The organism is Pedobacter sp. AC379, from assembly GCF_979258145.1.
The window spans coordinates 3,344,318-3,366,310 of the sequence record NZ_OZ409839.1; the positions used below are offsets into that span (position 1 = coordinate 3,344,318).

The 21,993-nt window shown below is 38.1% G+C and carries 15 protein-coding genes; 11 read left to right on the forward strand and 4 right to left on the reverse strand.

The features are described 5' to 3' along the window. Positions 1-498: 498 nt before the first annotated feature. Entirely contained in the window at positions 499-4,254 is a 3,756-nt protein-coding gene (locus ACZZZW_RS14780; RefSeq protein WP_463494463.1) for a hypothetical protein, read from the reverse strand. A 411-nt stretch (positions 4,255-4,665) separates the two neighbouring features. On the opposite strand from ACZZZW_RS14780, the gene ACZZZW_RS14785 reads away from it, so the two are divergent. The 9 genes from ACZZZW_RS14785 (at position 4,666) to ACZZZW_RS14825 (ending at position 17,308) form a co-directional block, all read left to right on the forward strand. Continuing rightward, positions 4,666-5,655, forward strand: a complete 990-nt coding sequence (locus tag ACZZZW_RS14785; RefSeq protein ID WP_463494465.1) for a DUF4238 domain-containing protein — start codon at positions 4,666-4,668, stop codon at positions 5,653-5,655. Between the two features lie 1,900 nt (positions 5,656-7,555). Next, positions 7,556-7,957, forward strand: coding sequence for a hypothetical protein (locus ACZZZW_RS14790; protein WP_463494467.1), 402 nt, complete (start codon positions 7,556-7,558; stop codon positions 7,955-7,957). A gap of 148 nt (positions 7,958-8,105) precedes the next feature. Beyond that, positions 8,106-9,503 carry a DUF3289 family protein gene (locus tag ACZZZW_RS14795; RefSeq protein ID WP_463494469.1) on the forward strand — a complete coding sequence of 466 codons (1,398 nt, stop codon included), beginning with the start codon at positions 8,106-8,108 and terminating at the stop codon, positions 9,501-9,503. A gap of 89 nt (positions 9,504-9,592) precedes the next feature. After that, a complete protein-coding gene (locus ACZZZW_RS14800) occupies positions 9,593-9,970 on the forward strand; it encodes a hypothetical protein (RefSeq protein WP_463494471.1) in 378 nt (125 codons plus the stop codon). A 1,260-nt stretch (positions 9,971-11,230) separates the two neighbouring features. Beyond that, the gene (ltrA, locus tag ACZZZW_RS14805; protein ID WP_463492318.1) at positions 11,231-12,505 is read left to right on the forward strand and encodes a group II intron reverse transcriptase/maturase; all 1,275 of its coding nucleotides are present in this window, start codon (positions 11,231-11,233) and stop codon (positions 12,503-12,505) included. 181 nt (positions 12,506-12,686) lie between these two features. Next, positions 12,687-13,364 carry a hypothetical protein gene (locus tag ACZZZW_RS14810; protein WP_463494473.1) on the forward strand — a complete coding sequence of 226 codons (678 nt, stop codon included), beginning with the start codon at positions 12,687-12,689 and terminating at the stop codon, positions 13,362-13,364. A 36-nt stretch (positions 13,365-13,400) separates the two neighbouring features. Continuing rightward, positions 13,401-14,096: a SpaA isopeptide-forming pilin-related protein gene (locus ACZZZW_RS14815; RefSeq protein WP_463494475.1), complete on the forward strand. Its 696-nt coding sequence runs from the start codon at positions 13,401-13,403 to the stop codon at positions 14,094-14,096. Between the two features lie 253 nt (positions 14,097-14,349). Next, positions 14,350-16,722, forward strand: coding sequence for an ABC transporter permease (locus ACZZZW_RS14820; RefSeq protein WP_463494477.1), 2,373 nt, complete (start codon positions 14,350-14,352; stop codon positions 16,720-16,722). Positions 16,723-16,813: 91 nt separating this feature from the next. Next, the gene (locus ACZZZW_RS14825; RefSeq protein WP_463494479.1) at positions 16,814-17,308 is read left to right on the forward strand and encodes a DUF416 family protein; all 495 of its coding nucleotides are present in this window, start codon (positions 16,814-16,816) and stop codon (positions 17,306-17,308) included. 9 nt (positions 17,309-17,317) lie between these two features. Here ACZZZW_RS14825 and ACZZZW_RS14830 read toward each other — a convergent pair whose 3' ends face one another. From ACZZZW_RS14830 to ACZZZW_RS14840, 3 genes are read right to left on the reverse strand one after another with little or no spacing between them, the layout of a single operon-like run. Beyond that, positions 17,318-17,683, reverse strand: a complete 366-nt coding sequence (locus ACZZZW_RS14830) for a helix-turn-helix domain-containing protein (protein WP_463494481.1) — start codon at positions 17,681-17,683, stop codon at positions 17,318-17,320. Positions 17,684-17,701: 18 nt separating this feature from the next. Then, positions 17,702-18,424: an LTA synthase family protein gene (locus tag ACZZZW_RS14835; protein ID WP_463497756.1), complete on the reverse strand. Its 723-nt coding sequence runs from the start codon at positions 18,422-18,424 to the stop codon at positions 17,702-17,704. Further along, a complete protein-coding gene (locus ACZZZW_RS14840; RefSeq protein WP_463494483.1) occupies positions 18,397-19,641 on the reverse strand; it encodes an LTA synthase family protein in 1,245 nt (414 codons plus the stop codon). Before ACZZZW_RS14840 ends, ACZZZW_RS14835 begins: the two co-directional genes overlap by 28 nt. A gap of 857 nt (positions 19,642-20,498) precedes the next feature. Here ACZZZW_RS14840 and ACZZZW_RS14845 point away from each other — a divergent pair. Together ACZZZW_RS14845 and ACZZZW_RS14850 are read left to right on the forward strand one after the other, a co-directional pair. Then, on the forward strand, positions 20,499-20,798 hold the full coding sequence (locus ACZZZW_RS14845; RefSeq protein ID WP_463494485.1) for a hypothetical protein: 300 nt from the start codon (positions 20,499-20,501) through the stop codon (positions 20,796-20,798). A 917-nt stretch (positions 20,799-21,715) separates the two neighbouring features. Beyond that, positions 21,716-21,970 (forward strand): hypothetical protein, encoded by a 255-nt coding sequence (locus ACZZZW_RS14850; protein ID WP_463494487.1) that lies wholly within the window; start codon positions 21,716-21,718, stop codon positions 21,968-21,970. Positions 21,971-21,993: the final 23 nt, after the last annotated feature.

Here is a 21,993-nt window from a genome sequence, read left to right on the forward strand (position 1 = left end):
GCCTAAATGGATAAACCGGAATGATTGATCCTGTCCCATCAGAAATAAATCTGCTATAAACCCATACTTGTCAATTGGTTATTATTTTGGCGAAATGGGTCAACTTGATTGGTTTTTTCCACATCGGACAAGGAAAAGCAAAGAACATGGCCAAAACTCTTAAAGAGCCAAAAATGAATTAAAGGACCTGGGTCCCTGCAATGGATGTCCCAATCGCCCACCCGGTTTCCGCTATTGCTTGTAATCCCATTGTTGCTTTTGTTTTCAAATTACTTGTCTCCATAATCGTGTTCCCCTTTCTAAGTCTTATTAATAAATACTGAATTATTATTAAAGTTAATACCAGTAGAGCGATTGGCCACAAAACACTGCAGGTTGCCACTCCTAACCCAGTTAGGGCTATCTTGAATATCTTGATTTCAAAGAATGAGTTATAAATTTAGCATTAAAAACTGCATATCTTTGTATCAGTCTACAAAAAATCATTTTTCATTGGTGTTATTCCTTTGCACTCTCCTGGAGCTCACTGATGATTATCTTAGCATCGCTGAAGGCAAAGAGAATGTCATCCTGACGGGTTCCTAACAATCTAAACTCCAAGATTATTTTCCTGCCAAAAAGTTCGATTACAGCTTGCGTACAGCATTTTAGAATCGAAATTAAAGCAGTAGTTAGATCTTTTAGTAACTGCTCCCTGCTGAGCAGTGGCTTTAATGCGATGTCTTTTAAATGCAGTATTGCGTTATCGATATTGACCCTATCATTTACCAAGGAAAGGTTTTCAATTAGCAAGTCGTAATTGGAATACTGTCCAGATATTTTCTTTAGATATTCTTCGTCCAGTTGTTTAGCAGTAGGCGAATATTTAATATAGCGGTTGCTTACCAATTCATCGAAAACTGGATTATCTAGGGCTGTCGTTATTTTTAGGTAATGCTCTGTGCTCATCACTTTCTCTAAAGGCAGTAATTGCATTTTAAGCGAAAAAGTATCATCACTTACCAATATGCGGTTAGCATCATCGGTTACCAGCAACAAAGTACTCATTGCTGCGTCGATAACTGCATTTTCTCCCATTTTTATGCCTGCTTTTTTAATCATGTCGATGGTATTATCCGATAATTTTACATCACAATTGTTTCCGATCCATTCCAAAAGTCTGCTTAGATATGTTTTTTGATCCTTTATAAAATCAAAATGGGAATCATCGATAGCAACCTTTCCCAGATCTGCCATCGTGTTGCTAAAAGGGTCTGTCCGGTATTGCAGATCACTGAGTTCGTTATTGAAAAGTTCCACAAGGTACTTTGAAACGATAAACTTGTGCCTAAACTCATGCCCATGAAATAACCACATTTGATAAAACAGAGCCAGGGTCGTAAAGTCTAAAACGATTTGTGAGTTTTCGTTTAGAATATGTTGGGCAAAAAATATCCGCCGGATCGTATTGATACCGTTCCGGTATCTTATCAAACCATAATATCCCTGAATATATTTCTGTCCATATTGCGCGGATACCAGTTCCGAAAAAGACATCGTTCCTGCATAATAAGCGTTAAAATCTGCGTCTTTGGTTTTTTCCTCCACCCGGTGCCTTTTGCCAAACATTTTCTCAAACATCCCCAATATTCCCCCTGGATGTTCAGGATCAATATCGATTGTTTCGAATGGAAGGCCTGAGTGTGGATCATCCTTTGCCTGGTTTAAAATTTCGTCGAAAAGCGAGAGGTATTTATTCATGATCCGTCTAATGGTGTATTCATCACTCAAGTTGGACATCCTCCTTGGAATAATCACCTTGTCACCTTTGGCTTTTCCGATGAACTGCTTGTATACAACGTGGATCTGTGCCCGCTCATCCATTTCTACGTAAGATACTTTCCCATCACGCATGTAACTAACGTAATGTCCGGGCTCAACCACTTCGTACTCGGCCAGTACATCAATAAGATCTATTTCTCGGAAAACCAATCCGGTATAGGCAGTCCGCACATCTATTGCTTTAGGATCGGCCGCAAATGGATAGATCAGTTCAAATGCCTGCTTGTTCATGCCGTGGAGTGAAAGAATCTGGCTGATAGGTACCACGTGTACTGGCCTATGAAAATCTACACTTTTTGCCAGTTCGGGAATCCCTTTAATCTTTTCTATTGCTTCAGGTGTATTGAGCTTGTGCAAGGCCTGAACGTAAAGGGCAAACATGGCAGAATCGTCTGCCAGTTGTTCCAGATACTTTTCGCAAATTTCAACTACAGCAGGCCAATCGACCAGTTCCTGTCTGAGCTGTGCTTCCAGCCGCAAAAACTGTGGGTTAAAGGTCGAGGTGTTTCTCCAGTTTTCCAGTAGGTTTAAAAGTTCTTTATAATCATTCCCGGTTTTGTTTTGGGCATGTATATATTGATAAAGTTCCCTACCGTCCTGTTTTCCTTCCAAATTCTTGCCCAAAATTTCCAAGGCATGCTGGTATTGCTCCGCTGCAAAAAAGGCAGAACCTAAAATGTCCACTAGCCTGGTGTCCTCTGTTTCATTCGCAAATTCAGCAACGTAGTCTAATTGCTGCTGGTTTGCTCCCTCAAAAAGCAATGAAACAACTGCCCTGATGAGTTGTTCCTGATCTGGATCTGCAAAGGTTTTTCCTGACAGAAAATCTTCCGGGGTAAAAAACTGGAGCTGTCCCAATAATTTAAGTTCAATTATCAGGTTTAAAAACATCAATAAAAAGCGGTCTTCAAAAGCAGTGATTGACTGGACAAACCTTTTGGAAGCGGTGCGGTAACCATCCATGTCATCCATTTTTTGATAACAGAACAATAATAACAGCAGGCCTTCACTGGTTAGTTGGTTAACGCTTTCCAACAAAGCTACAGCTCTGGATTTCAGATCTGTTAACTGAAGTGCGTTTGCGGCCTGTATGGCAAACAATGTATCTTTGTTCACCATACGCAAATAGATAGCCTCTAATTGCAGGGCATCTCTTTGGGCGCTAGAAAGGCTGAACGCGGTGTAGGTATGTAAAAATTCAAGTTTTTCAAAGTTGTCACTGATCTCAGAACCACGTACGGCTGAAAGGAACTGCCCCAACATGGCATTCAATGCTTTCATCTGTTCTCGGTGCTCCTGGTTGTTTACATAATAATCAAGAAAGTATGTTTGAAAAACTTCTTCTAGGGTGGAATTGATCCAAAAAATTGCTTTGTTATAGCCATCAATGGTTACCGGATGCTCCACATATTGCAAGCAATCAGGCGTCATCCCGTGCTCACGCATCTGTTGATGAACGGTGGCATCAGATTCATTATATAATACCCGCAGGAAAGTGAAGTCTTTTTTAACAAACAGCGGCACTCTATCTAGTGCCGAATCGAAGCTGGTACCCGCATTTAAGTCGTGAAGGACTTCCAAAGCCCAATAAACCGGATTGTATTGGTCTAAAAGGACAAGCTCGTTTAATAATTTATCCAATTCTGCCGCATCATTCATCCTATGAAGGCTGATCGCCGCTGATTGCCCGTACATTATGTTGGTTTTATCTAAACTCAAAGCCCTCAGGTTCTCGCGATAGGCTTCATTTCGCCTACCTATCAATCCCAAACACTGGCCTTTCTGATGGGCTAAAAATGCCATAAATGGAATCGTTGGTTTAGTCGAGCTTGAAGCCAAACTCTTTTCCAGGCTTTCCAACAGATTGAGCGCAGTAGCTGGCTTAAATGCCTGCAGGGTTTTCACATATGCATCTACGCGGTCTTTCCACTGTAGCTGCAAATCAGCAGTGTTTGCTAACGCTAGATTATCAATTCTGGAACTGAGCTCTTTGATCTTCCGGGAGATATTAAAAATTTCCTGGCTATAGGTTTCTTTGATTTCTAATTGCTTTAGAGCTTCAGACGCATTGATTTTCGAAATGAAAAGTGAGAAAAAACTGTTTAATTCCTGTTCTGTTGGTGGAGTAACTTCGGGTTCGGCACTTAGTGCCTGCATCAGGTCCTGATACTTAAAATCTTCCGGAGACATCACCCGGAATTTCAAAAATTCACCCACAATTTTTACAGAATGATAGAAAGGAAGATTTCTACCGTAATTGCGGTTATCCCCTTCCGCATATTCAGTGATTGTCTGTTGAATGACTTCTTGTAACTCATCCTGAAGTTCTGGCCCGGTACCAATTAAATGGTCTAATCCTTTTTCGAAAAAATATCCCGCTAAAGATGCAGGCAAAAAATTAGCTATAGCAGCCAGAACGACTTCCAATCCCATGAGATGCAGTTAAATAAATGAATAAGCACTAAGATGCCAACAATCTTTTTAGATAACAAAACAACTTACCCACATTTCAGCCTCAAACCACCCCAACCCCTTACTCTGATAAATCAGCCAAATAACTGCCCAAGAGCAGGGCTTTTTTGTTTAGTAGGATTTATAACAATTTATCATTAGGTTTAAATATGTATTTTATTGATTCCCTTAACTTGATTGCTGAAGCCATTTTGAACGGCTTTGCGTTGATCACAGGACTGCATGGATTGTTGCGGTTTTTAAAAAAGCGATACTGTTTCAATATTTGAAACACTTGAAACTCTAAACGTATCTTGTTTGCAATGGAATGATTTGTACTAAGATCGACATATACCGACTAGCTGTAAACACAATCTTTTATCTTCAGGGGAAATGACAACTATATACGATCCATTAAAAGCATATTTAAAACTTCAGGCAAAGCTCAAAAGTGCAATAACCGAAGATGAAGATAGCAAGCAAACTAAGGCCGATTATGATGTAGAAGAAGCGGCACGGCTTTCGTCTTCAAAACATCATTACATTCCACAGTATTTTACTGAAGGGTTTTTAGCGGCTGATAGGCAGATGGATGTTTATGACAAGCAGCGGGGTGCAATTCAAAAGCATCGGAAAAGTCCAGGTGGGGTGTTTTACGAACTTGGACGTAACAGTGCGGACTTTGGGCTTTCGAGGCCTGTATCACTATTTGAAGATGCATACGGAACGATTGACAATTTATTACCCACCGCAGTAAAGTTACTCCGAGCTGATCCCAAACTTATTAGCCCGGATATATTTCTTGAGCTGATGGCGCATATTAATATTCTGATCATCGATCTTTTTTGGCGAAATATTAACTCTGATCAGCTTTTTGAAGATATATATTCAAACTATAAAATTACAGTCAAGCTCGATAAAACTAAAGTGCTTTCCAAAGAGCACACAGAATATCTGAAAACGATTCCCGGCTTTAAGCAACTCACCAGATTAAGCCTTACCCAGTCTGCATTACGTGATGCGCTCGAAATGGAAGCACAAGAAATTACTACAGGAAACCTTATTGCTTTTGAAACTGATCAGATCTGTATCGGAGATATGCCATTTTTATTTTTATTCCCACCTTATGATCATTACTCTTTGAATAGGGTTCCCGCGATCATTCCTATATCAAAATCAAAAATTTATTTGCGAAATGTTGAACGTATCCGTTCTTTTGATTCTTCTGATACGTGTATGATAAATGCGCTGATTATCAAGCAATCCTCTAAAATGATCTGCGGTGCTAATCCAACTGTACTTAAATCAGCTATTGAATGCTATGATTTTGCATGTATAAATAACTGCTTTGATGAATATTGGGGCAAACTTTTTTACGACTAAAGAAATTACGCCGATTATCAATATTTTAAATTGAAAAGATATAATCTGGTGATCAAAAGGGATGAAGAGCTTTCGGATACTAACCTTGCTTAAAAGTGCTTAGTGGAATGCATTTTCTCTGGGGGTTGAATACGCGGATGAGTATGGGCGAAACCTTAATATTTCCGAACTGGGTCCTCTGAATTTTTTTCTTTAACAGGGCTGAACAGTATCCGCCTTTTTTCGGGTTTAATGAATATTACTTAGGTGGCAGATATATTCTAGTACCGTTAATGGTTATCAAACAGCTTGGTTCAAGTAATATTAACATGATTGCGAATGAGATATTTGGTCTAACGAAAATGAATTGGAATTCGTTTGATCTTTACAGTCAACTTCCCGCAACTGAAAATAGCTTTAAATAAAATTGCACGTAGCGGAAAATTGTTATCTAAGCGTGAAAGAGTAACTTATGATTATAGGTATATTATATAATGTGATTTTGAGTCTAGGCTTTTATTTTCATTAGAAATATCACCTTCGCAAAGAGTTGAGTGTATTAGATAAGCAACAATGATATAGGAAACTCGGTGGACTTAGGCAAAAAATACTGCAAAGATTAAATCATTTCTCCTCGCAGAATTTAAGGAATAGATCATAAATTAAAAAGTTTATATTATTTTCCTTTTTTATGATCATGAGGTTTCAGTGTAGGCGTGTTGCCTGGAGTTGCCTTGTTATCTCTTTGGCGCTTGTCAGGCTGCCCAGTAGATTCAGCTATCCTTTTCGGTCCTGGTTTAATACCCATAATTTTATTTATTTAAATTAAACAATAATACAATTTAGCTCTTTTTTAGATTTAAATGCGACAATTTTTCTCCACATTATTAAATTTCGCACATTGCCAATATTGGGGTTTCTAGAACGCTACTTTTTCAGCATTTAAATAGCTATTTTATTAAGCATTTCTGAAAAAACCAATCTAATTACAGCAGGATAAAACATAATGAACTATACTCCCTCTCGCCGAAAATAAATTTGCTATAAAATCTTGCTTGTCAATTGATTCTTGGTTTGACGAAGTGGGGTCACTATATTGGTTTTTTCAACTGATATCAATCGAGTGAATTTAAAGTAAAATTTGTAGAGGTGACTACAAAAAAATCGTTTGTACTTCCTTTCGGTAGTACAAACGATTGTACTAAGTACCGGAGTCGAATCGCGCAGTGATTAGTAACTTAAATTACTTCCAATTTTAAAAGAGAATGATTATATTTACACTATAGCAATTGCAGCTAAAACGTATCAAAAAAATTGGTGAGCGATTAGGTGAGTCAAAATCGAAAACCGCAATTATACTATTTAAACGCTGATTTTAGCACTAGGTGCAAATCCCAGCGGATCACGAAAACCTTCATGCCTTGTATTTGAAGGTTTTTTTATTTATTGGTCTTGTCAAAATTTTATAAAGCAGGATTGGGATCAAATACCAGAAACATACCCTACAGAAAGGATTTTTTTACGGTAAATCCTAATAGTTCCAAAAGGTTTTTAAATAATACCTCTTCACGTCTATCTGGATGGGTTTCTGATAATACGCCAAATGACGCTAGTAAAATTCTTCAATGCGTTCTTTGTTGATAATAAAATGCTCATAAACAGCTGACTGAAAGTGTATTTCAAATTTTAACATTCCTGTACCAATGTAAGGGAACTAGATCAGGAACACCTCATTTTTTTTCATCCACCACAACCAATTATTAGCTTTCATGTAATTTTTGGAATAAAAAATATCCCCATTAGGCACGAGCGGCCGATCTATCTGGTTTGATGTAAATTTCAGGCACACCATTTTAAGTAATAATTCAGTTAATGTATGTTTGCTGAAGCATCCTCTCAATTGTATAAATTTAAATTAACGATGAATAAATTAATGCTCAACAAAGGCAAAGCGATGGCTTGCCTAATCCTAACCTGTATTCTTCTTGTCTCTAGCTGTAGTAAAGACCGCGGTTACCTTTTACCTCAAAAAGATGGGCTACCAGTACAAAACATTAAAGAAGAAACTATTCTTAAATGGATCAAAGCAAATCCTTCCGCTAAACTCCTCTCTTTAAACTGGAACAAAGCCATGCAGGCGGTTGTAAATGGCAAAAATGTGGTAAGGGTACCCACCTTAAATGTGGACAAGCTATCTCTATTAAAAAACAACTCTTCTTTAAAACCAAATATGCTGGCTTCCAGTAATCTGCCACCAGGAAGCAGCGGGGCACGTCCTAAAGTGGGGGGTCAACGCCAACTATTTTACCTCACACCCACCTGAACTCTTTTTCATTCAGGAAAATGATAATGCCCCCTTAAAAACATACCTATTAAATTTCGTACCCAAAAATGAAAGCGAAGACTTTGGTCAGGAAGGAATCTGGACGGGAAAGTTATACGAATGGAATTTAAATGGGGATACTGTTGCTGTGCAGGAAATTGAAAAAAACATATTAAAAATTGGTTATTTATTAAAGTATGGAAATAGCCCAAGCAATAATATCGTGACCAACCTGAAAGCTAACAAACTACAATCAATTAGTGGTTTAAAGGATAAACAGATTAGTGGATTTTGGGACTGGTTTACAGACTTACTGGCAGATGGCGCTGGTTGGGTGGGTAGCTTATTGGGTATATCAGGTGATTATAGAAATACGGTGCTAGACGGATGGCGAGTTGAGGTAGATTGGCATGCAGTTTTTGCTAGTGGAGCTGGTGACCGGAATAATGCTCAATCAAACGGTTACCAAGGCGCCGGCCTTATGATATATTCAGCCTACGCGGCAGGGTATTCCAATGGTGAGAATTTAGGCGGCAGCAGCGGCGGTGGTTATACACCATACCATCCTACACGCGAATTTATTGAACTGGACCCAAATGATTATATTATTGGAACGCTTGGTATTACCGATCCTGCTCTACAAGATTTTTTATATACTAATTTAGATATTCAAATAGCCCTTTCCATCTGGTTAGATCAGCATGCGCATACTGTTGAAGCCAATCAGTTTGTAATATGGGCAGCTAAATATTTAGCAGATCCATCTAACGATATCACCTTTGAAGAGTTTGGAATTAAATACGGTTTGGTCGCAGTTGTAGACCCCAATAATGGCATTGAAATAGAAGATGCCCCACTAAATCCAACAACTGGTCAATACCCCACTATTGGATTTAACAATAATAGAAATAACGTTGAAGATTTAACCTATGGAACAAATCATGATGCTACAGGTATTGGGCAAAATATTTTAAGTCGTACTAATGATGAGCTTTGGCTTTCAATGAAAGATTTGATCGAATGGGGAAGCCCATCTAGTTCTCCCTTGAGGCAAGTTGGATATGATTTCATTAATGCTTTTAAAAACAATACAACGACACAGACTGAAATTACAAACGCCACCCTAAACGAAAGGGTTCAGGTTAGTGTAGAGTTTGCTTCATTTCTTAAAGATTTTGGTGCATTACTAAGGACTGAACTCAGGAGAACAAACGGCGATTTTAATAGTATTACTCCTATAGATTTAAGAAGACGGAGACCTATTTTTGGCGGATTAGATAATATGCGTAATGGATTGACGATTTTAATTAATGACACTGAACAAACAACTGTTAGACTTGAAAGTTATTCCAAATCAGGAAATAATATAATTCTTGTTGTTGAAGTAACGATCATGGATCATTTCGGATTAGACAAACACGATGCATTAAGTAAGGATTTTTATCACCATGGCTTTCAATCTTGGTGGGTCCTTCAACATAATAGGGGATTTAAGCCCTTTCATACTAAAATAGTATCACGCAAAACACTTAAAATTACGCTATGACAAAATTTATATTTAAAACAGTTTGGACGTTTTGCATAATCTTCACCTTCAACTCATGCGCATCCCATCAACCTATTAAAATTATCCTGTTGGAAAGCTCAAAAATTAGCGGCGAACTTAAAAACAACAAACTATATTATTCTGCAATTTTTATAGTAAAAAATTATTCAGAGAATAAAAAAACTCAGACACAGATAGACAGCTTTGCTTTGAATTTGGGCAATAAAAATCAAATTAGGTATGACTCTTACATATTATCATTTTACCAGGAATCATCGATAACCAATCTGAAAAATTTAAAAGAAAATCCAAGGGACTTAGACAGATATTCCGACATTAAAGATCATAGGCTGGACTATCGTTGGTCGGGTCGTACTTTTTTTGGAAAGATGAAATACAGAAATGGAGTTATGATTGATCCTAAAACCAATGTGAAACTAGAAGATGCACCTCCATTAAAGAATTGATCGATAATTTAATATATTAGAATATAAAAAAAGAGTACGAAGGTAATCATTATGTGATTACCTGTCCCCTCACACTGCCCATGCCGTTCGGCATATGGAGGTTCATTAGATATTAACAGTATTTTAAGGTTACTACTTCATTACGAGGTAGTAACCTTTCTCTCTTTAAGAATATATTTTAAGTACTGCTGTTAGAATAGGGTCATGCACTATTCTCCAATGGCCTTTCTGGGTATTACCACCCCTATTGGTTTTAGTTGTAAATAGATTTTTAGAGCCTTTTACCAGCTTTTTCATTTTCTCATGTTTATTGAGCTATCACTTTATTTATAAAATATTTTACTTCCATGGAAACTTTGGGGTATTAATATGTTTTCCAGATATTCTATCTGAATAGCAAACCACTAAAGAATGTGCAAAACTAGGTTAGATGAGCAGACCAAATAGCCTAATTTGAAATCGTATCGATTTCTATAGTGTCATTCACTATTGTTTCGTATATTTAGCAATAGCATTTGCAGCTAAAACGTATTAAAAAAATGGTGAGCGATTAGGTGAGTCAAAATCGAAAACCGCATTAAATACTATTTAAACGTTGATTTTTGCACTAGGTGCAAATCCCAGCGGGATCACCAAAGTAAAATAAAACCTCTGTAAGTCAGAAACTTACAGAGGTTTCTTCTTTTGTGCGCCGGGCATGGCAATCGACTATAGGGTTCAAGTCCCGAACACGCTTAGCAGTAGGAAGTGTTAGCTCGAGACAAGGGTGTCGTGGGTGACTGCGAATCTGAAGGAAGTCCGCGGCAAATATGGGGGCTTACGAACAGAAACTGTATACGAGGCGGATTTAGTCCGGGTGATGTTGCGAAACAAACAGAAGCCCAATACTGCACGGGGACTATTACGCAGATACAGAGGCCACATCCATAGGAAGTAGATTGTCTTACCCCGGGAGATCTGAATGAGTTCTGTCAATTGTAAGCGCGATTACAGGAGAAGAAACATTTGGCAGAGATGTTAAATGCCTCAATCATAAGTCAGCAGCGGTCGTAGTACTGCATTTTTCGGATGCAGAAAGGACCAAATGTTAGGATGGCAAAGGAAACAGGAAGTTTATGGCAGAGCGTTTACAGCGGAACCACATTAGAGAACTGCTTATATGAGGGTAGGACGGAATCCGAGAGTAAATTATAAGAGGAGCTGAGCCGAGCCGTGCAACCAATGTACACAATGCCTGGGAAGGAGTTTTTTTTTAGTATTATGCTTGAAGAAATATTAGACATCCGAAATGTACAAAGAGCCTTTAGGCAGGTTACTGCCAATAAGGGTGCTGGTGGTATTGATGGTATGCAGACCGATGAACTTCGCGACTACCTGAATGCTAACTGGCAGGCATTACGGAGTGATATTTTATCAGGCCATTACCGACCGAACGCTGTAAGAAAGGTAGAGATACCCAAAGGCAGTGGTGGTAAGAGGATGCTTGGCATCCCAACGGTCATTGACCGGTTGATCCAGCAGGCCATCTCTCAATGGCTGAGCCCCAAGTACGAGGGCGACTTTTCCTCTGATAGTTATGGTTTCCGGCCAGATCGCAATGCCCATCAGGCAGTGTTAAAGGCTCAGGAATATCTTAACACAGGTTACACCTGGATTGTGGAACTTGACCTGGACAAATTTTTTGACCGGGTAAACCATGATAAACTTATGCATCTGCTGTCAGTAAAGATAAAGGATAAGCGGACATTGAAGCTTATTCGTCTTTATTTGAGTGTGGGGATCATGGAGAATGGATTGGTCAGCCCAAGAAAAGAAGGAACGCCACAAGGCAGTCCATTAAGTCCGTTACTATCAAATGTTATCCTTCACGAACTCGATGTTAAGCTCGAAGAGCGTGGGCACAGGTTCGTGCGATATGCTGATGATTGCAGTATCTATCTAAGAAGCAGGAAATCAGGACACCGGGTAATGAGAAGTATTTCAGTATATCTGGAAGACTGCCTGAAACTGAAGGTTAACAGGGAGAAAAGTAAGGTTAGCAGGCCAAGCCAAAGTAGTCTGCTCGGGTTTTCATTCTATGGTAGCAAAGAGGGATGGAAGATGCGAATTTCATCCAAATCTCTAAGAGCGATCAAGGAGAAAATCCGGGAGCAAACTAAACGTAGCCAACCAGTTCCATTCCAAGAAAGAATATTAACGCTTAAGGAAATCATTCATGGTTGGGTTAATTATTTCTCTATTGCAGAAGCAAAGAGTCATATGACCAGACTGGACGAGTTGATGAGGACCAGACTGCGGATTGTTCTTTGGAAGCAATGGAAGAGTATAACGGGTAGAGCGCGGAATTTAATGAAGATGGGGTTGGTAAAATCAAGGGCCTATCAATTGGCCAATACCCGTAAGGGGTACTGTAGGACTGCAAACAGCCCGATATTACTTACAACCCTTGACAAGAAGTTCTTTTTGAGGCATGGACTTGATGGATTTACCAATTATTACTATTGGAAAACGACACACCAAACGAAGTTATTCTAACAAACCGCCGTATACCGAACGGTACGTACGGTGGTGTGAGGAGACAGCAGGGAAACTAATTCCCTGCTTCTTACTCGATTGCAGTCATTATCGCTGTCAATTTACATGTACTTCTGAAAAAATATATCATAACTCTTATTCATTATGATATATTTGCGCAAATTTTAAAAAAATAAATAATATGAAATCAAATTTTACGCTCTTAATACTGCTTATGGCAGTTTTTATGTCATGCAAAAAAACCACTAATGTTGATGTTCAACTTTCTACCAGTGGAAAACTAACTTACAAATTGACTGATAATACTGGTAAAGGATTGCCAAATGTGAAAGTATCGCTTTTTAACCGTCAGGATTATTATCAAAGTAATAACATTCTTTTGGATACGCGTGTTACAGATGCCAATGGTTTAACCGATTTTGGCGATCTTAATCCCGATAATTACCTTTTGGTTGCAGATTCTGCTAAAGTAAATAATGTAGCTTATCTTGTTCAGGAATATGTTCAGGTAATTACGGGTGCAGTTAAAAACAAAGAAACAAAAGTGACAGACTTTTCTGGCACATTCACGGCAACGGTTAGATCTTACAACAATAATCAACTCCTGAAAAATATAGGTGTGATTATGATCCCGTATAATAAATACAGTTATTCTTCATCTACAGCCACTAATTTAAAAGTAGCAGATTTCTCGGGAGTTACGAATGATGCAGGCTCAATTTCATTTAAAATTCCTTCATCTAAGCAGTATTACGTATACTTTTATAATACGGTAACCAATGCCACTTATAACAATACATACACTGTATCGGTACAAAAAGATGCAACGAATAACTTCTCTATTAATTTGTTTCAGTAACGGTTTGATCACAAATTACTTATGTTTTATAAGAATATGAAATATCAAATCATGCTTTTACTAGCGCTTTCCATTTTTATAAGCGGCTGTGAAAAGGTTACAAATGTAAAGTTAATTGATTCGCCAAGCACAGGCAATCTTAGCTACCAGTATAGCGATGATGCAGGGAAAGGTTTGCCTGGAGTTAAGGTTTCGCTTTACGATACCCAACCTTATTACACTGCTGGCGTGCAAAACCAGAATTCATTGGTTGCTACAGTGTTTACAGATGCGAACGGTATAGCTAACTTTCAGGGTTTACGCGCTAAAAATTATGTGGTAATTACTGATTCCGTAACGGTTAACAAAGTGAAGTACCTTACGGATGATATTGTTCAGGTTGTAGCAGGAACTGATAAAAAAAGAAATATTAAAGTTTCCGAATTTTCAGGTTTACTAAATCTCACCCTGTTATCGAATGTGGATTATAGAACACCAATGAAAAATTTAGGAGTGGTAGCTTATCCAATTAATGCAGGGCTACCCAGCGCGAGTAACTTTAAACCTTTTATTAACGATGCTGTATTAAAAGGCGTAACTGATGCAAATGGATTCGTATCAATTAAAGTTCCTTCAAATGTTAGCTTTGGTTTTATTGTTTACAATTTAACAACCTATAACCTTACCTATGGATATGGCTACTCCAGTGTTGCAAAAGGAGAGAAGCTGGAACGTACACTGTACCCTTATTAAATTTTTTTGCATCCCAGCAGGATCACATCAAAAGCCTTACAGAAATGTGAGGCTTTTTGCATTTATCCATATTTGATAAATATGTTTTTTACTGTCCGCGGGTGTACACTTGCTGTTCGATAACGAACGCTATTTGATTGGTCGAATCATAAATACCGTCATTTAAGTCGTATAATGCATTTTTTTCCTCTTGGCACGCACTTGGTTGTGCATTGCAAAGTTATATTTGTTTAACAGATCAACCAGTAATGCCATGTTCAGTCTCAATTTAAAAATTGCTTTACGCAACCTTTGGAGAAATAAGGTTTCTTCTGTAATCAACATTATTGGTTTGGCTGTTGGTTTATCTGCGTGCCTTTTATTGCTGCTATATGTAAATTATGAAGTAAATTTCGACCGTCATTTTAAAGATGCCGATAAGATTTATCAGGTAATGACCAATTTTCAGGATGCATCAGGGAAAATCACCAGTACCGGAGGTGTACCCGGCAATGGGATTGCGATGGCCATTAAAAATAAAATACCAGAGGTTGATGCCATTACCCGCATCGGTGGGGGAGATAATTCGCTAATTGCCAATGGAGAAAAAAGCTTTAAAAAGACCGATCTTTTTGCCGACCCGGAAATACTTAAAGTGTTTAGTTACGGGTTTATTGCCGGTGATCCGAATACGGCATTAAATGCACCAGATGGGATAGTATTAACAGAAAGCATGGCAAAACTTTTGTTTGGTACTACTGAGGTATTAAATAAGACTGTGCGCTATAAAGATGCTTTTAACTTAAAAGTAACCGGGGTGATGAAAGATTTGCCGGCCAATACCACGCTGAGGTACGATTATTTAATGTCGTGGGCTTTTTTTCAAAGCATCAACCCATATGTTAAAAATCCAGGCTGGGGCGATTTTAGTTTTCTTACGATTGCAAAAGTTAACAATCCTAAAATTATTGCGCCCATTAACGCAAAAGTTAAATTACTCTTTAATGAAAACTATAAAGAGCAAAAAAATCAGAATTTCCTGTATCCATTGTCCAATTTACATTTATATGGCGAATTTAAAAATGGTAAAAGCATAGGTGGCGATATTGATCGAATTTATCTTTTTGTTGCCCTTGCGTTTGGTATTTTGCTGGTAGCCTGCATCAATTTTATGAACATGGCCACCGCTAAATCAGAACGGCGTGCAAAGGAGGTGGGCATTAAAAAAACAATCGGGGCAACAAGAGGATCTTTAATCATTCAGTTTTTAACCGAAGCCATGGTGCTGGTGGTAGTGGCAGTATTGTTTGCCGTTGTAATTGTAGAGGTTACATTGCCCATTTTCAATAACTTATTGGATATCGATATCACAATCGGTTATACCAATGTAGGCTATTGGGTAGGTATTTTAGGGGTAGCAATGTTTACCGGCCTTTTATCGGGCATGTATCCGGCATTTTTTCTCTCATCGTTTAACCCCATCCAAACTTTAAAAAATAAGGCGGCAAGGGCCAGGTTAATACCGATTAATTTAAGGCAGGTGCTTGTGGTTGGCCAATTTTGTTTTGCCATTATGCTCATCATCTCCACATTGGTAATTTACAAGCAGATGCAGTATATCAAAAACAGGCCGATAGGCTATAACAGCAATCTGCTTGCAGAGATGGCTCAGGATGGTAACTTATCGGCTAAGTTTGAATTGTTTAAAGCACAAGTACTTAAAAGCGGTGCAGCCATAGCAGTTAATCAAAGCAGCCAGAGCATGACACATGTAGGCAACTGGTTTTACGGACTTAAGTGGCCAGATATGGAAGAGAAAGGGAAAGAGATTGTGTTTAACCGGCTTCAAACCCAATACGATCTGGTTAAAACCACTGGAATACAACTGTTGGACGGGCGCGATTTTTCAAAAGATTTTGCTTCAGATACAGCCACCATTATGTTGAGCAGCAATGCAGTTAAGGTAATGCAGTTAAAAAATCCGGTGGGTAAAACTGTTGAGCTTTTTGGTAATAAATTAAAAGTGATTGCTGTTTTTAAAGATTTCTTATGGGATTCTCCCTACCGCCCGGGCAAGCCCATGGTGATTAATTTTAGTAAAAATGAAAATGGCAACATTAATTTTCGCTTAAATCCCAACTATAGTTTGAGCAAAAATGTGGAGATGATTTCGGCAATTGCCAAGCAGATCAATCCACAGTACCCTGTAGAAATTAAATTTGTAAACGATCTGTTCACCAGGAAACTGCAATCTGAAAAAATACTCGGTATTCTGGCTAATCTGTTCGGAGGTATTGCAATACTGATTTCGTGCCTTGGTTTATACGGTTTAGTGGCTTACAGTGCCGAGCAGCGCACCAAAGAGTTTGGCGTACGCCGCGTATTGGGGGCTTCGGTAAGTAGCATTATGCAATTGCTTTCGGTATCTTTTTTGAAAATGGTATTGGTGGCGGCATTTATCGGTGTGCCTTTGGCCTATTACTTTATGAATAAATGGCTTTCCGGTTTTGAATTTAGAACAACTATTTCATTTTCTATGATCTTAATAGCCATTATTGGTACTGCTGTGGTGGCTTTTTTAACAGTAGGTTTTCAGGCCTATAAGGCAGCAAAAGCAAATCCGGTTGAGGCTTTGAAATATGAATAGGCTGCTAAATTGTAGCTGTAAAAATTACGCATATCTTTGCAAAACTTAATGCCTTGCTTTTACCGAGATTGGGCAATTAACCTGCAATTAAATGAATGCTACACAATTTTACGAACAGCTGAGCGATCAGTTATCCATTTTGCCCAAAAAGCAGCGTATTACTTTTGGCATAAACATCTGCGATAGACTGCTACCTGATTATATTGATTTTCATGCGCAGTTTAACTGGGGGAATCCTGATATATTGAAAAGATCAATTCAATGTGCTAAAAATGCCATTCCTAATGTTGTAGATGAACACGAAGTAAAGCAACTTTTAGCCGAACTGGAAGCGGTATTACCAGATACTGAAGAATTTACTGATCCATTGGGTACTTATGCCTTAAATACGGCATGTGCCGTATTCGAACTGCTGGAATACCTGCTCGACCAAGAAATAGATCATTTACTAAATATCAGTAGCACCATAACCGATACAATCGATTTTAAGTTGAGCGAGCTGGAAGAAGATTTAAATGAGAATGAAATATTAAATCACGCTGAAATGCTTAAAGAATGGCATCATCAGCTCCAAATCAGCAAATAAAAAACTTGCTTACAATTCTTTCATATGCTCTAGCGAGGCAATAATTTTTTTCTGACTTTTAATGGTTTCACTATAAAGTTCGAGCAATCGGTTTTTCTCTTTGATCAGGTTTTTAAGTGAGCTTACGCCATCATTACTTTGGGTGTTCAGGTTGGTTTCAAACCTGGCCAGGTCTTCATCCTTGCGGTAATATTCGAAAAAATTAACCTCGAGTGCTATCGAAATCCTGGTTAAAATACCTGTATCAATCGTAGTCGATTTAAGTAAAGTGCCCACCCGGTGTTTGCTAATGCCTGCAGCTTCGGCCAGTTGTTCTCTGCTGAAAGATTTTGCTTTCATCTCTTTCCAAATCACCAATCCAATGTTTATGCTCATGCTTGTAGGTTATCGTAATTATTTCTTTTGAGCTTCAAAACCATATAAACCATTTTGATAGAGGTAAGAGGCCATTTGATAATTGGAAATTGCTTCATTAATCAGCTGTTGATCGGCAGGTATGGCTACAGAACTGCCCGTTTTAAAATCGGGTTTGTAAGTGGCAGCCTTTTTATTCGGATCGAGTATAACCAGTTTGTTGTTTTTAATGTAACCCAAACTCTGGTAAGTACTAATAAAAGCACGTTCATCACTGTTTTTCATTTTAAAAACATCCTGACCGAAAAATTTACTGTTGTAACTAAAATTAAGGTAGCCTAAAATAGTAGGCCCAATATCAATCTGGGCAGTTAACTTATCAAATGTACCTGGTGCAATGTGGGCAGGACTATAAAAAATCATCGGGATGTGGTATTTATCAACCGGTAACTGCACTTTGCCTGCACTGGATGCACAATGATCGGCTACGATAACAAATAAGGTGTTTGCAAACCATGGTTTCTGCCTTGCCTCGCGGATAAACCTGCCAATGGCATAATCGGTGTATTTAACTGCTCCCTCTCTGCCTGTGTGTGATGGTATATCAATTCTGCCATCGGGATAGGTATATGGGCGGTGGTTGGAAACCGTCATAATTTGTGCAAAAAACGGTTTGTTATTTTTATAATCTTTATCCAGTTCGCGTAATGAAAGCGTAAACAGATCTTCATCGGCTACGCCCCAGATATTGGAATAATGAATTTCCGAATCCTGTAAGGCACTTCTGTCGGTAACCTGGTAACCATTGTTCGAAAAAACTCGTTCATGTTATCGAAATAACCATAACCACCATAAATAAACCTGCTGTTGTAGCCTTTTGCACGGAATATACTTCCTAATGTAAACAGATTCTTATTATCAGGCCGTTTCACAATCGATTGTCCTGGTGTAGGAGGGATACAGAGCGAAAGTGCTTCCAAACCACGCACGGTGCGGGTTCCGGATGCATATAGGTTATTAAAAAGCAGTCCTTCTTTAGCAAGCGAATCCAGTTGGGGCGTAATGTGCTGCGTATTGCCGAAGGTGCCCAAAAACTCGGCACTTAAACTTTCTACACTAATCAGCACCACGTTCATTTTGTTTTCGGTGCCTGCATTGCTAATGTTTCTGGATGTATTTTTAAACGTTCCGTTTTTAGCAAGCGTATCCTGCTGCAATAAATGACTTAAAATTGTTTCGGCATTTTTAATCGGAATCGTTTTATAAAAAGTATTGTAATCGAGTTGATTGTTCCAAAAGGCAAAGCCAAAATCATACATGCCATTGCCCGAGAGCTCATTTACATATTGGTTTTTACTTAGGTATTTTAATTTATGGCTGATACAGAAATAGGTAAAAACAGGCAGGCATAATAGCACCAACGCAACTTTTGTGCGCTGGCCAAAACTGGTTTTGTGGTTGGTAGAGCAGGTAATTTTTTTGCGTAAAAGATATATAACAACCGCAGTAATAATTACCAGGCCAACCATAATGCTGTTAATGGGGTACGACTGGCGGATATTACCGATAACTTCTGTAGTGTATACCAAATAATCGACGGCTATAAAATTATAACGCACCGAAAATTCCTCCCAGAAAAACCATTCGGATACAGCATTAAAAATGAGTGTAAAAACAACAATGAAAAAATAGATAAACAGCAATACCCTGTTAAACTTACGGCCATACCATTTTGCAGGCATAAGCCACAGGTATAGTACAATCGGAATTACCGCAAAAGATGCAGCAGCCAGATCGTAAAATAAACCGATAACAAATATTTTGAGCAGGTTAAGTATCGACCAATCAACCAATGCGGCACTAAATAGCAGTAAAGCAAGCCTGGTGAGGAGCGATATTCCACATAATAACAGGGTAGCTAAAAAAACGGGTCCAAATCTATTATGTAATAAAGTATTGGTTGTTGATTTGATGCTCATAATTAATGATTAATCGAAACTGAAACTAGCATGCTGCCCATTGTAGATAAATGGCGAAGGTAGGTTCCAATTCTGAAGTAATTCTGAAGTTTGGTTAGTGCTGAAAGATAGGCAATAAAGCATTGAAGTTTATAATTTATTAATATGGGCGTAATTTCAATGCATCACCATATTTCTGGGCCTGGGCATTAAGCAAAAACCATAACATCAGGTATGCGCTTCAATCTAAATTACACCTTGGGTCTTTAATGCTGTTTAAGGTAGCTCGTTGTAGAAAAAATGTTTTGTTTTCGATAATGATCAGGTGCGCAATTTTTGTTTTATTCATTTTAATACAATTGCTGTAATGCTTGAAAATGAACGTTTAGCTTTCCATTGGTTCTGCATTCCCGTTATGCACTTTAATCTTTTTATTGCAGATACTATGCTACCAGCTGCAACCATAATAGATATTCTTTTTAAAGCAATAAAAAGGATTTTCGTTGCTACCGGGTTTAGGAACGAAGTATAGTGGTTTATGGCTAACGCTCCTTGCCTGAGAATAAGAAAAGGATTATAAAAAGCGGGGGCATCATTATAAAAAGTAGGGGAGATTATTAGAATATTTAGTTGTACAACTCAAAAGAGTGTTGATAACTGGGATAGTAATTACTAATATTTTTAGTATTTTTGTATTAATTTAACGCTGTTGAGTTAAGATACCAACGGCTGGAATGCATTAAACTAAATGATGATGAAAGAATTAATAGAACTGATTAAACGCTATTTATTAAAAGAAGCAGAAACTTTAAACCAAATTACGGATAAACCAAAAACACGCAAGAAAAAGTAGAATACCATATTTTATCATCTGTAAAATGAAACCCAAAGAACTAATCACCAAAAGCGAGCGTTACCAAAAATGGGAGAATTTTAAGTACGAAGAACCGCCTAAACCAACGGTAACTTATTTTACCATTTACGAAAAAGCAAAAGCCGCTAAACATTGGATCTACGACCCCGAAATTAAACGCTGGCAAAGCCCCGAGGAGTTTTTAGAATTGGAGAAAAGAATGAGTGGTGGTGAACCTAAGCGTTTGGAGCGTTTGCAAATGGACACAGATAAACACAGATTTTTTACAGCTGTGTGCATCCTGTTAATCTGTGGTTTTTATTAATTATTTGTGTTATGCCAGGCATTATGCAACCCTGAATAGTACCACAAAATTATTTTTTTAAACCGGATTGCAGAGGAGATCCTTTTTTGAAGCAGGGTCTTTGTACTGGCTAAAAAGATCGCATCGAAAAGCCGGAACAAACGCTTAACAGAAGGTTTTGGAACCTGCTTTTCAAATGATTTGGATTGACAAAATTTATCCAACGCTCTATTTCTTAACCACAGATGAACACAGATGAACACTGATTTTATAGCTGTGTGCATCCTGTTAATCTGTGGTTATTTGCATTATTCAACCTTGCATTTTGTTTCTTAACCACAAATGGACACAGATAAATACGGATTCTTATAGCTGTGTTCATCATGTTGATCTGTGGTTTTATTAATTATTTGTGTTATGCCAGGCATTATGCAACCTTGAATAGTACCACAAAACTATTTTTTTAAACCGGATTGCAGAGGAGATCTCTTTTTGAAGCAAGGCCTTTGTATAGGCTAAAAAGATCGCATCGAAAAGCCGGAACAAACGCGTAACATAACGTTTTGGAACCTGCTTTCCAAATGATTTGGATTAACAGAATTTGTGCAACGTTCTATTTATTAACCACAGATGGACACAGATAAACACGGATTCTTATAGCTGTGTGCATTCTGTTAATCTGTGGTTATTATTAATTGCTTGTATCATGCTATTGCTTTTGCATGCCTATAATCAACGGCTTTAAAGTCGAATACCGTAGTTTTGAAATGACGCTAACCAAATATAAGTTTTAGCCATTCCCTTAATATTCAATTAAAACTGTGCTAAACTTTTAACAATTTCATAATGCTATATCACCACATTGGTAATGGCTGGCACACATCTTTGTAAATAAAATCAGCATCAAAATACCCCGTGGTGTAAATAATTTAATTGATATGAGATTGATTTCATGTATAGGCATGTTAATGGTTATCCCGGCAGTTGCGCTGCTTACCATGAATAAAGAACCACAACCTCTAAAATCGCCAGCTGGTAACCACATTAAGTTACCTTCCAATGAAATGGAGTCTGTTACTGATACCGATTCTTTATCTCACCAGAAAATGCTGCGTTCAAATCATCCTACATCAGTTCGCCATAATTTTCCATCCAGCAGTTACGCTCAGTCTAAACCATTATTTACGAAATAGTTAAAGGGCAACACCCTTAAAAA